Here is a 13339-nt window from a genome sequence, read left to right as displayed (position 1 = left end):
TTAGAAAATTTTCAATATTCTACCGAGGTTTTTCTATCCGCCTACTACTTAGGTCAATAGTTAAGTTCTAAATAATTAATATTTACACTTATAATTTTTTAACATTCAAATAATTAAAAAACTTCGGCAACGTTGCCGGTCAAAACAGTAAAATTGATCGCAACAAAAACCAGGTATTAGCCAGCCCCAGATTCAGCAACCACCCAAGCCTACTAAAGTACAATTTATACCACAACCCCGATTTACCTGCCTAAATCAGAAACGATTTTCCGTTGTTCGGCTTTTCTTTTTTCTTCTATTAAAGATAATACCTATTGCTAGAACGTCTGGAGCTATACCTCAGCTGCTCAATGAATATTTATTTGGAGAGTTCTATGAATATATTTGAGATACCTTTTAACGAGGTGCTTAGCCTGCTTTTGATTAATTTTTCGGCTAAAAACCCGGATAACCAACCTAAGTGTTTAATTTAGCGCTTTCTTTTTATAGTATGCGCTTAGGATTTGATGCCAAACGAATATTTAATAATAACTCTGGCTTAGGCAATTACAGCCGGTTTGTCCTGGACGCTTTGCACCGGCTTTACCCGCAAGAAAATTACTATTTGTATACTCCTTCGGTAAATGGCACCCACACTAATTTTTTAGCAGCTGCGCCCCAGGTACACCGGCGACTACCAGGTAATGTATTTAAATTTTTAGCGGGCTACTGGCGTTCGGCGGGAGTGGTGGCCCAGCTCTATAAAGAAAAGATTCAGGTGTATCATGGCTTAAGCAATGAGTTGCCACTAGGCATAAAAGCTCCGGTTAAGCAAGTAGTTACCATCCACGATCTAATATTTAAGCGGTACCCGCACTTGTATAAACCCCTAGACCGGCTGGTGTACGATGCTAAATTTAAATATGCTTGCCGGCGTGCCGATAAAATAATTGCCATTAGCGAAAGAACCAAGCAAGACCTGATAGATTATTACCAGCTTGCGCCCGACAAAATAAAAGTTATTTACCAGGATTGCGACCCACGCTTTCACCAATTATTACCCCCGGCAGCCTTAAACGCAATAAAAGTTAAGTACCAACTGCCCGATAAATTTATTTTGTGCGTGGGCACCCTGGAGCCGCGGAAAAACCAGTTGCACCTGCTCCGGGCCTGGGTACAGGCGGGATTAGCAGTGCATTTGCCGGTGGTATTTATTGGCCGGGCTACAGCGTATAAGCAAGAACTGGCAGCTTTTATTCACCAGCAGCAACTACATAACCAGGTTACTTTTTTGCCTTACATTCCTACCGAAGAATTGCCGGCCATTTACCAGTTGGCCCATCTATTTGTTTACCCGTCGGTGTTCGAAGGTTTTGGCATTCCTATTCTGGAAGCTTTAAACAGCGGTGTACCGGTTATTACGTCCACGGGTTCGTGTTTTGCCGAAGCTGGCGGCCCGGCGGCCCTTTATGCTGATCCGGAAAATGTAAACGAATTAGCCAATTTACTTACAACAGTTAACAATCAACCGCATTTACTAAATAAAATGGTGCAAGACGGCTTCCGGCAGGCGCAAAATTTCCGAGCCGAAAAAACCATTCCGGTGCTGTACCAGTTATACCAGGAGCTTGCCTCCGGAGAATAAAACGCTTTGCACCAGATTCTCCTTAATTTTTATTACCTTTGCGGTCCCAAATTATTATTGCATGCCTGATTATCACCTGCATACGTTGCCCAACGGCATTCGTATTTTACATAAACAAGTGTCGCATACCAAAATTGCCCACAGCGGTTTTATGCTGGATATTGGTAGCCGCGACGAAAAACCCGAACAACTGGGCATTGCCCATTTCTGGGAACACATGGCTTTTAAAGGTACCAAAAAACGCAAGTCCTTTCATATACTTAACCGGCTGGAAACTGTGGGCGGCGAACTGAATGCCTACACTACCAAAGAAAAGCTTTGTTTTTATGCCTCCGTGCTGGACAACCACTTTGAAAAAGCCTTTGAACTCCTGACCGATATTACTTTTAATTCGGTTTTTCCGGGTAAAGAAATTGAGAAGGAACGCGGGGTTATTCTGGAAGAGATGGCCATGTACCTCGATACGCCCGAAGATGCCGTTATTGATGAATTTGACAACGTTGTATTCAAGAACCACAACCTGGGCAACAATATTCTGGGTACAAAAGAAAGCGTTTCGGGTTTTAAAAAGCAAGACTTTCTGCAATTTATCCAGGATAACCTGAGTACGGACCGTTTGGTGTTTTGCTCGGTGAGTAATTTGCCTTTTGAAAAAGTTTTGAAGCTAAGCCAGAAATATTTAGCCCATTTGCCGGCTGTCTATAGCCAACGGTCCCGTACGCCTTTTACGCACTACACCCCCGCTACCGTAAACCTGGAAAAACCCATTTCGCAGGCCCACTGCATGATTGGTTGCCCCGCTTACGCCCTCTCCGACGATAAACGTATTCCGTTTTTTATGCTCAACAATATTTTAGGGGGGCCAGGCATGAATTCGCGGTTAAACCTGGGGGTGCGCGAAAAACACGGTTTGGTGTATACCATTGATGCCAATTACGCCACCTATATAGATACCGGTTTATTTGGCATTTACTTTGGCACCGAAAAAAAGCAGCTTAAAAAAACTACGGCGCTGGTTTTAAAAGAACTAAAAAAAATACGTGAAAAGCCGCTGGGCACCACCCAATTGCATACCGCCAAAGAGCAACTTATGGGGCAATTGGCCATGGCCGAAGAAAGTAATATGGGCTTGCTCATGATGATGGCGAAAAGCATCCTGGACCTGGATACAGTAGATAGCCTGAACGAAATATTTGATCAGATTAGAGGCATAACCGCGCAACAACTCCAGGATATTGCCAACGAAGTACTCTTCGAAGATAATCTAAGCTACTTAAATTACATTCCGGCGAATAATTAAAAGCCCCCGTTCTCAAACCCAAGAAGCCTCAATCCTCCGGCTAAAGCTGGAGGCAATTAGACCTATCAAGCTATACCAACTATTTAAGAATGCTTTAATGCTAAATAAAGATTAGCAGCAACTAAGAACAGGTACAGCAGTTTGGGCAATGAGGGCCTTTGTTCCGACGAAGGAGGAAAGAAAAGTTCGCCGCCCGAATGCCCAAACGCCCCCCGTGGCCGGGAGCTTACTTAGGCTATGACTAAACTTTAGAAACACAGTCTTGCAAGATGATATCTGGCAAAAGACAACCAAACCTCTTCTCATCACTATCTATTTCTTTGATTATGTCCAAAGAAGATTAATTTTCTCTCCAGAAATATTTATCGGTCACAGAAATCAGTTTACCTTTAAATCTAAATCCAAAAGAAAATTTAATGGACTTCCTTTCGCCCGAATTACAGCAATATGTTGAGCAGCACACCAGCCCCGAACCAGAAGTGCTGCGGCGGCTAAACCGCGAAACCCACGCCAAAGTATTAATGCCCCGGATGCTTTCCGGACACCTGCAGGGCCGCGTACTCGCTATGCTGTCGCACATGATTAAGCCCAAACAAATTTTGGAAATAGGTACCTACACCGGCTACTCGGCTTTATGCCTGGCCGAAGGGCTGACCCCGGAAGGCACCCTCCACACCCTGGACGTAAACGACGAACTCGAAGACATGGTCCGGAAATATATTGCCGAAGCCGGCCAGGAAAGTAAGATAAAATATTACCTGGGCAATGCTTTAGATATTATTCCTACCTTACATTACCCGTTCGATCTGGTATTTATCGACGCCGACAAAAAAAATTACAGCGCTTATTTTGATTTAGTAATTGATAAAACTGTAAGCGGCGGTTTTATTCTGGCCGACAATGTGTTGTGGAGTGGCAAAGTGGTACCCGAGGCCGGCAAAAAAATAGACAAAGATACCCAGGCTATTCTGGATTTTAACCAAAAAATACAGCAAGACGAGCGGGTAGAAAATGTATTAATGCCCCTGCGCGATGGCTTGTTGCTGATGCGCAAAAAGTAAGGCAATAAGTTTTATAAAATGCTCGTTCAGAAATAAATAAGAAAACAAATAAGGCGTTTATCTTATTACACCCCTACTCATTCTTATCCAAGTTTTAGCATAATTCAACGGCTTTGAAAAAATAGCTACTATTGCAACTTATTCATTTTATGCCATTTGATCTAAGGAGGTTAAAGGGTTGCTTTGGATAACTTGTGGATAAATTGTAGATAAGTATTCGGCCAAAAAATTCCGAGTCCGGTACTAAATCTGCTATTTTGTTCTCCGGCTATGGTTTGTTCTCGGGCGTTTATACCCCGGTAGTATCTTAGTGGCGGGTGCAGACTTTGTTTTACCGAGCTGCCTCCCTGGGTTGAAGCCTAAAATATTTCCAGGATAAACCGTTCCGCCGGAACATAAATCGATTGCATCTTTAAATTTAATGCCTGCTGTTATGCTAAAATGTACTATCACGTTGCTGTTAAGCCTTGCCTGCTTCCTGGCACATGCCCAAAACATAATGGTTCCTGCTAATCTTTACTTTGCCGACCAGCACCTGGTAGTATCTGAAGGTGGCCGGCGGGAAATTCAGAAGCAGGTAGATGCCCTCTTAAAATACCCTACCTTTTTTCAGGCCAAAGTAGACCGGGCCGATACGTACTTCCCTATTATTGAGCGTATCTTCCGGGCCGAAGGCTTACCCGATGACTTTAAATATTTAACCTTACAGGAAAGCGGCCTGACGTCGGATGCTGTTTCTACCTCTAATGCCGTGGGCTTTTGGCAATTTAAAAAAGAAGCTGCCGCCGATTGTGGCATGACCATTAACCGCGATGTAGACGAACGGAAGCACATTATTGAATCTAGCCGGAGTGCGGCCCGCTATCTGGTAAAGCACAACAATGTTTATTACAAAAACTGGCACAACACGCTGTTGTCGTACAACCTGGGTTTAAGTGGGGCTAAAAGCTACGCCAAGCCCGACCATTTCAATAAAAAAGAAATGGAAGTTACCGAACGTACCCACCCGTATATTCTTACTTTTTTGGCACACAAAGTGGCGTTTAGCAGCTACGTAGGCCGCAACCCTACTCCAACGGTAATGCTGCAGGAAATAAAAGCTCCGGCCGGTAAAAGCATTTTTGATATTGCCCTCGAAACCAATACCGATGCAGGCGAACTGCAGAAATACAACAAATGGCTCAGCAGCACCACCATTCCTTATGACAAAACCTATACCGTAATGGTGCCGGTTACCAATCCCGAGCAACGGATGGTACTGGCGGCTAACCAACCCAAAGAACCGGCGGCTACTGCCCAAAACGGACCGCGTAGTGCTAATAACAAGCACCAAATCCGGGAAATGAACAACCTGCGGGTAATTATTGCCGGTACCGGCGACAATAAAGATAAACTGGCAGCCGCTGCAAAAATTTCGCCGCGAAAATTCCTGGTTTACAATGATATGTATGGCTTCGACCCGATTGTTCCGGGCGAGTTTTATTATATTGAATCCAAGCACAACAAAGCTGACGTTGATTTTCACGTAGTTAAAGCCGGCGAGCAAATTCACCAGATTTCGCAGCAGTACGGGGTAAAAATGCGCAATCTTATTTCTTACAACCGCATGCGGCCCAACGAAATATTAAAAGAAGGCCGTTTATTGTATATGCAGCGGAAGCGTCCGCACAACGTACCGGTAGAATACCAGAAACAATACCCGATAGACGAACCGGTGAGCACCCCGGCCCAACCCGCAGTATTGGCCCAGACTACCCCGGAAACCTCCGAGCCAAATGCTGGTACCGATTACCCGGCTACTGCCAACAGCCAAACCAACGCGACAAAGGAGAACCATTCGATGGCCGGTTCGCTGGAAAACAAGTTAAACAAATGGCTGGGGGTAAAGCCTAAACCCGAGAAAGTACAGGAACTGGCAACAGAATCAGAACCGGAGTATACCGCCTCTGCCGGCAGTACTTTAGAAGTTAATACCACTACAAACAAAAGTACCGCTTACGACAGCCCCGTAGACGTAGCCATTTCGCAAACCAACGAACAGGAAAATACCTCGGAAGATAGCCTCTCTGAAAATATTGACAAGCAGGTAGAAAAGGAAAACAAAACGCCCATGCTTTACCGGCGCACCAAAACCACCGAACCGGTAGCAGCTAACCGGCCGGCCAAAACAACCCCTGCGCCAACCGAAGCCGTAACTGCCATGGCCAAACCCTTACCAACAGCCACAGAAACCACCACGGCCCCGGTAAGCCAGGCAGCAGGAGCGCCGCGCCAGAACCCCGGTGTACACGAAGTAATAAAAGGCGAAACCCTTTACAGCATTTCGCGGCAATACGGCGTAACGCCCGCCGACCTGAAAAACTGGAATAATTTGGGCGAAACCCCGCTAGCCATTGGGCAGCGTTTACAGGTAAATGCTCCTGCTGGAATGCCTACCGCTGCTGCTGCCAATACGGTAAACCGTACACCCTCTTCTGCCCCAATGCTGGCCAGCGCCAATACTTCAGCCGGGGTTTCGCATACTGTATCGGCCGGAGAATCGATGTACCAGATTTCGCGCAAATACGGCGTAACTATTAAAGACATTATGGAGTGGAATAACAAACCTGACTTTAATGTAAAACCCGGCGAAAAGCTGGTTATTAAAGGTACTGCCCGTAATTAAAATATTCTAAATCACACAACAAACACACCGGCGAATAGGCAACTATTCGCCTTTTCTTTTTAGCCTAAATACCAACTATTTTGCTCGTGCTTCTACCCTGCCCCTTTATCAGGTTATAGCTTTATCTAATCTTGCTTTTACCCGATTATTATCTCTTTCCAGCCTGAAAAATAAATCTGTTTTTTGCTTCTTTTACTTAAAGCTATCTACATATTTCCGGAGCAAAAATACCCGGAAAGGTAATTTGGCCGGATATTTAGCACCCGTTTAACCTTTCGGATTGGGCATTCAGCCCAGCTAATCGGCCTTTAAGTAAATAAAATTATTGCTGCTATAGCGTAGCCTGCATATTTGCGGCGTGGAATTAGCTGGCCGCCAACCGAAATCTAAAAAAGGGGTATCGAAGGCAGCTCTTCCCGACCAGATTTGAGCATTATTAATTATAGGGCAGTACAAATTTCGCTCGACTATATGGATTGGGTACCAGCTACCAGAACGCAAAATATACCTATGAAAAACTTGTTTAAACTTTTAACCACCTTATGCTTGCTCACGTGCTTGCTATCCTGTCGCCAGGAAAATAACCCCGAGCCAAACCCAACCAATAACCTGGATGATTACGGCCAAACCGTTTGGCAGGTAGAACAAATTGCCAGCGAATTAGAATCTTTGGTGCGTGGCCTTTGGGAACACGGCAACACGTACCTGGCCTGCGCCAACGTTACTTACCAAAACGAAACCGACGACCTGGTAACCACCATTACTTACTCGGCCACTACTCCCTGCTCCGACGGCAAAACCCGGACCGGCAAATTAATAATCCGGAAAAAAGCTACCCAAAGCAGCTTGGAAGCCACCGTTTACCTCGATAATTATTATGTAAACGGACAAAAAATTGAAGGCATGTACGGTTATCTGCAATTAAACCAGCCGGGTAAAACATTTGCCTTGCATTCGGTGGTAAACGATGGCAAAATATTGTCGCCGAACGGCCATTTTGTAAATTATAATTTTAGCCGGAAAAGTTACTGGCAAGCCGGACAAGAAACGCCCACTAATTTTACCGACGATGCGGTAGAACTCTACGAAGCTAATTACGGCATCACTTTAAAAAACAAAGGCCTTTTTCTGGCCGATGTAACCAATGCTTTGACCCTAAAAAAAGCGTGCCACGTAGCAACAGGGCTTATGCCTGTGCAAGGCAAAATTAGCATTCGGACTACCGACAACCACGACAGTATTTTAAATTTTGGCGATGGTACCTGCACCGCTCAGCCCCGTAAAGAATAAATTCTTTATTCTATTTGATGAAAACTTGTTATCCAGAATAAGTACCGAATTTAGGTGGAAAAAGGGTTTTTACCTTTCTCCGGGTGGTATGGTAAGCATTGTGGCAGCTTGAACGCCGGTAGTAGTCTGGGGCAATATGCCTAAACGCTCGTAAATGAATTTTATCATTTTGCTCAAATGCAATCCCCCTTCTTCTCCTGGCCTCTGGCCGTTATTGTTAACTCATATTTAACTTGCTTGTTTATACTGGCAGGAATAATCCCCAACGAAACGCTGGCAACAGCACTTGTTCGTATTATCACATCATTTGATAAACCTGGCAGCAATTTATTGATCTTCCGGCGGCGTAGTTAAAGCCGAGGCCGATTGCAGACCGGAGGCTACCTGGGGTAATATACCTAAGCGCTCGTAAATAGGCCTTACCAATTTCCGTAAGTTCGGCAACTGAATGGCAAACGGAATAATACTGAGGAAGCACATAATACCGCAGCCTAAAAAAGTATAAGCCACGCCAATTCTATCGGCTACCGCCCCAGCGATTAAACTGCCAAAAGGCGCCATTCCCATAAAGGCCATCGAATAAAAACTCATTACCCGGCCGCGTTTATCATCATCCACAATGGTTTGCAATATGGTATTGTTGGCCGCCATTTGCACAATCATGCCTAACCCGGTCATAAATATAAAAAGTAAGGCTAGCCCCAACGTTTGGGTAAACGAAAAGCATATCAGCCCCACACTCATGAGTAAAGTGGCCCCAATAATTATTTTACCTAAGCCTACTACCGAGGAGCGTTGCGCCAGATACAAAGCGCCCAGCAAAGCGCCAATACCGGAAGCACCCATTAAATAACCCAGCGTATTGGCGCCACCGTGCAATATATCGCGGGCAAAAACCGGCATTAGTACACTAAAAGGCATCCCGAACAAACTAATTAAAGCAATTAACAAAATAATGGCCCGGATCGGCGGAAAACCAAAAGCATAACCAAATCCTTCTTTTAACGAACGCCAAACCTGGGTATCTTTTTTAGGCAGTTTGGGTGGGCTTACTTTAATTAATAACAAAGACAAAATAACGGCTACGTAACTAATGGCATTTATTAAAAAACACATGCCTTCGCCCACGGCCGCAATTAATATTCCCGCAATAGAGGGCCCCACCAATCGCGCCATATTAAACATAGAAGAATTTAAGGCAATGGCATTGCTCACGTCTTCGCGCTTGGGAATTAAACTTACCACAAAGGCCTGCCGGGCACTTACATCAAAAGCATTTACAATACCCAGAAACACACTTAAGCAAATCAGCCAACCCGTAGTGGCTCTTTCGGTTAGTACCAGGGCCGCCAGCACCGAAGCCTGCACCATTGATAAAATTTGCGTAAATATTAAAATGCGGTGGCGGTTAAAGCGGTCGGATACCACGCCGGCAAACGGACCAAGTAAAAAAGAGGGAATCTGGCTGGCAAAACCCAGAATGCCTAATAAAAAAACCGAATCGGTGAGGCGGTACACGAGCCAGCTCATGGCAATCTGCTGCATCCAGGTACCAATCAGCGAGATGCCTTGCCCGCTAAAAAACAAACGGTAATTCTTGTATTGTAAAGCCCGGAACATCTCTGAAAGAGGCACCTGTCGGCGGGTTGTGGTATTAGGAAGGGTGGAACTCATCCGGAATTTAATCTTGTTAAACAATAAGCCGTAGCGTAGTAAATACGGTGCCAAAACAAATCTGGTAACATAAAATTTTATTATCGCTGTAAGCCAGATACAACTAATATTTAGCTTGGGGCTACGCCTAATTTTTCTTAATTTTAATATCCGGAAGCTTGCCTACAAGCCAGCTTTAATTGCCCCAAAAGCAATTCATCATTCATAATTTTTAATTCTTAATTTAAGAAGCGTGCCTGATTTTTCGCATTTACACTGCCATACCCAATATTCTTTACTCGACGGACAAGCCAGCATTAGCGGTCTGATGAAGAAAGCCCAGGCTGACGGCATGAAAGCCGTAGCCATGACCGACCACGGTAACATGTTCGGCGCTTTTAACTTTGTAGCTGAGGCCAATAAATACAACGTAAAGCCGATTGTGGGCTGCGAATTTTATTTGGTGGAAGACCGTTTTAAAAAGCAGTTCAGCAAAGAAGTAAAAGACAACCGCTTCCACCAGTTACTGCTGGCCAAAGACCAGGACGGTTATAAAAATTTAGCCAAACTGTGCTCGCTCAGCTACATAGAGGGTTTGTACAGTAAGTGGCCCCGTATTGATAAAGAACTCTTGCAGAAATATTCCAAAGGTTTAATTGCTACTTCGTGTTGCATCGGGGCCGAGGTACCACAAGCTATTCTCTGGAAAACCGAAGAAGAAGCCGAAGAAATATTCCGGTGGTGGCTCGATTTATTTGGCGAAGATTATTACATCGAAATTCAGCGCCACGGCCTGCAGAATATTGATAATACCGGCAAAAGCCAGGAAGACATAAACCAGGTGCTGCTGAAGTGGGCGAAGAAATACAACGTAAAAACCATTGCCACCAACGACTCGCACTACATAGAGCAGGAAGATTGGAGCCCGCACGATATTTTGCTGTGCGTAAACACCGGCGAAGACCAAAGTATGCCCGTAGGCGATTTCTCTACCAAATATTACCGCTTCCTGACCGACCACAACGAAGTAATTTACGATACCATTGATAACGTCCGGAGCAAATATGCTAATTATGCGTCTGTACGCAGCGCCTTAAACCGCATCGACGAAATGGGTACCAAAACCCGCTTTGGTTTCCCGAACGATCAATTTTATTTCAAGAGTCAGGCCGAAATGAATAAATTATTCATTGATGTGCCGGAGGCGATTGATAACACGAACGAGATTATCGACAAAATAACCACGCCCAAACTGCAGCGCGATATTTTGTTACCCAACTTCCCGATTCCAGCGGAACACGCCGGGCCCGATGCTTTTTTGCGCCACTTAACCTTTGAAGGAGCCAAGAAACGTTACGGCGATATTACCCCCGAAATTGAAGAACGACTCAACTACGAGCTCCAGATTGTTGAAACCATGGGGTTTGCCGGTTACTTCCTCATTGTGCAGGATTTCATTAACAAAGGCCGCAGCATGGGCGTGGCCGTGGGGCCGGGCCGGGGTTCGGCGGCCGGTTCGGCGGTAGCATACTGCATTGGTATTACCAACATCGACCCGATTAAATATTCTTTGCTCTTCGAGCGGTTCCTGAACCCGGAACGGGTAAGTATGCCCGATATAGATATTGACTTCGACGACGAAAACCGCCAGCGGGTAATCGATTACGTGGTGGATAAATACGGTAAAACGCAGGTAGCCCAAATTATTACCTTTGGTACCATGGCCGCCAAATCGAGTATTAAAGACGTGGCCCGCGCCCTGGAACTGCCCCTTTCCGAAGCCAACGAACTGGCCAAAATGGTGCCCGATGCGCCCGGAACTACTTTAGCCAAAGCCTTTGAAGAAAACCCGGATCTAAAAGCCATTCGGGACGGGAGTGATTTACGGGCTAAAACTTTAAAGCTGGCCGAAAAGCTGGAAGGCTCGGTCCGGAACACCGGTATTCACGCCGCTGGGGTAATTATTGCCCCCGACGACATTACCAATTATATTCCGGTATCTACCTCTAAAGATTCGGACCTGCTCGTTACGCAGTTCGACGGCAAAGTAATTGAATCGGCGGGCATGCTGAAAATGGATTTTCTGGGGCTGAAAACCCTAACCATTATTAAAGATGCCTTAGAACTTATAAAACGCAACCACGGCGTAGACATCAACATTGATGATATTCCGATGGACGATGAAAAAACCTACGAGCTCTACCAGCGCGGCGACACCATTGGTACGTTCCAGTTTGAATCTGAGGGGATGCGGATGTACCTGAAAGATTTAAAACCAACCAATATCGAAGATTTAATTGCTATGAACGCCCTGTACCGGCCGGGCCCGATGCAGTTTATCCCGAACTTTATTAACCGGAAACACGGCAAAGAAGAAGTAGAATACCCGCACGACTTGCTCGAACCTATCCTGAACTACTCGTACGGGATTATGGTGTACCAGGAGCAAATTATGCAAACGGCCCAGATATTAGCCGGCTACTCGCTGGGTGGTGCCGATTTGCTGCGCCGCGCCATGGGTAAGAAGGACATGAAAAAAATGGCCCTGGAACGCGAGAAGTTCATTAAAGGCGCCAAAGAAATTCATAACATCCCGGAGAAAAAAGCTTCGGAAGTGTTTGACGTAATGGAGAAGTTTGCCCAGTACGGGTTTAACCGCTCCCACTCGGCGGCTTACTCGGTGGTGGCTTACCAAACCGGCTATTTAAAAGCGCACTACCCCGCCGAATACATGGCTTCGGTGCTCACGCACAACATGAACGATATTAAGAAAGTAACTTTCTTTATCGAAGAAGCCCGCAAACAGCAAATTCAGGTACTGGGTCCGGACGTGAACGAATCTATCTACAAATTTAACGTAAACCAGGAAGGTGCTATCCGGTTTGGGCTAGGTGCCATAAAAGGTACCGGCGAAGCCGCCGTAGAAGCTATTCTGGAAGAGCGGGAGAAAAACGGCCCCTACCAGGATATTTTTGACTTTGCCAAACGGGTAAACCTGCGAGCGGTAAACAAGAAAACTTTTGAAAGTATGGCCCAAGCCGGTGCTTTCGACTCTTTTGAAAAATACCACCGCGCCCAATATTTAGATATAGCCGAAGGCGAAAGCCAGAACTTAATAGAAAAAGCCGTCCGGTTTGGGAATAACCACCAGGCTGAGCAAAGCGCCGCCCAGCAAAGTTTGTTTGGCGGAAGCGCCGCCGTGGCCATTCCGTTGCCCAAAGTGCCGGAGGTACCGCAATGGACTCCTACCGAAAAGCTGCGCCGCGAAAAAGAAGTAGTGGGCTTTTACATTTCGGGGCACCCGCTCGATCAATTCTCTTTAGAAATTGACTCGTACTGCACCTGCCCCTTAGATAAAATAACCGAGCACAAAGGTAAAGACATAAATGTAGCGGGTATTGTATCTAACGTAGTGGTGCGCAACGATAAAAGAGGCAACCCCTTTATGCTGTTTACGCTCGAAGATTATGATTCTACGCTAAACATGGCGCTATTCCGCGACGATTATTTTAACCTGGAGCGGTTTATCAAAGACGGCTATTTTGTGTATATCCGGGGCAAAGTACAGCTGCGTTACAACACCGAAGACCAGTGGGAGTTAAAACCTGTTAACATACAGCCGCTAAATACGCTGGCCGATAAACTGGCCCAGGGCGTGCGCCTGGACATCGATATCCGGACCCTGAACGACCTGCTCATCGACCGCATAGAAGAAGCCGCTTTAGCCGCTCCCGGCCAGAAAAAGT

7 protein-coding genes are annotated in these 13339 nt (G+C 45.6%); 6 read left to right on the top strand and 1 reads right to left on the bottom strand.

The genetic code is table 11. The annotated features are described in order from the left end of the window. Window positions 1-490: 490 nt before the first annotated feature. The 5 genes from ACO1R6_RS18995 (at window position 491) to ACO1R6_RS18975 (ending at window position 7940) form a co-directional block, all read left to right on the top strand. Complete coding sequence (locus ACO1R6_RS18995) at window positions 491-1624, top strand: glycosyltransferase family 4 protein (protein ID WP_486266656.1); 1134 nt, start codon at window positions 491-493, stop codon at window positions 1622-1624. A gap of 61 nt (window positions 1625-1685) precedes the next feature. Beyond that, complete coding sequence (locus ACO1R6_RS18990; RefSeq protein ID WP_486266655.1) at window positions 1686-2924, top strand: M16 family metallopeptidase; 1239 nt, start codon at window positions 1686-1688, stop codon at window positions 2922-2924. A 416-nt stretch (window positions 2925-3340) separates the two neighbouring features. Then, the gene (locus tag ACO1R6_RS18985) at window positions 3341-3985 is read left to right on the top strand and encodes an O-methyltransferase (RefSeq protein WP_486266654.1); all 645 of its coding nucleotides are present in this window, start codon (window positions 3341-3343) and stop codon (window positions 3983-3985) included. Between the two features lie 433 nt (window positions 3986-4418). Next, window positions 4419-6650 carry a LysM peptidoglycan-binding domain-containing protein gene (locus ACO1R6_RS18980; RefSeq protein ID WP_486266653.1) on the top strand — a complete coding sequence of 744 codons (2232 nt, stop codon included), beginning with the start codon at window positions 4419-4421 and terminating at the stop codon, window positions 6648-6650. A 510-nt stretch (window positions 6651-7160) separates the two neighbouring features. Further along, a complete protein-coding gene (locus tag ACO1R6_RS18975) occupies window positions 7161-7940 on the top strand; it encodes a hypothetical protein (protein WP_486266652.1) in 780 nt (259 codons plus the stop codon). 327 nt (window positions 7941-8267) lie between these two features. Here ACO1R6_RS18975 and ACO1R6_RS18970 read toward each other — a convergent pair whose 3' ends face one another. Then, window positions 8268-9614 (bottom strand): MFS transporter, encoded by a 1347-nt coding sequence (locus ACO1R6_RS18970; RefSeq protein WP_486266651.1) that lies wholly within the window; start codon window positions 9612-9614, stop codon window positions 8268-8270. Between the two features lie 232 nt (window positions 9615-9846). Between ACO1R6_RS18970 and dnaE the strand changes: the two genes are divergently transcribed. Beyond that, on the top strand, window positions 9847-13339 hold a 3493-nt coding region (gene dnaE / locus ACO1R6_RS18965), incomplete at its 3' end, for a DNA polymerase III subunit alpha (protein ID WP_486266650.1).

This window comes from Adhaeribacter sp., assembly GCF_057359045.1.
The sequence above is the reverse complement of the archived record's forward strand: the minus strand, read 5'-3'. Positions and strand labels throughout refer to the sequence as shown.

Coding starts and splice junctions, on each gene's coding strand:
- ACO1R6_RS18995 (WP_486266656.1), top strand. CDS start 491: ATGCGCTTAGGATTTGATGCCAAACGAATATTTAATAATAACTCTGGC.
- ACO1R6_RS18990 (WP_486266655.1), top strand. CDS start 1,686: ATGCCTGATTATCACCTGCATACGTTGCCCAACGGCATTCGTATTTTA.
- ACO1R6_RS18985 (WP_486266654.1), top strand. CDS start 3,341: ATGGACTTCCTTTCGCCCGAATTACAGCAATATGTTGAGCAGCACACC.
- ACO1R6_RS18980 (WP_486266653.1), top strand. CDS start 4,419: ATGCTAAAATGTACTATCACGTTGCTGTTAAGCCTTGCCTGCTTCCTG.
- ACO1R6_RS18975 (WP_486266652.1), top strand. CDS start 7,161: ATGAAAAACTTGTTTAAACTTTTAACCACCTTATGCTTGCTCACGTGC.
- ACO1R6_RS18970 (WP_486266651.1), bottom strand. CDS start 9,614: ATGAGTTCCACCCTTCCTAATACCACAACCCGCCGACAGGTGCCTCTT.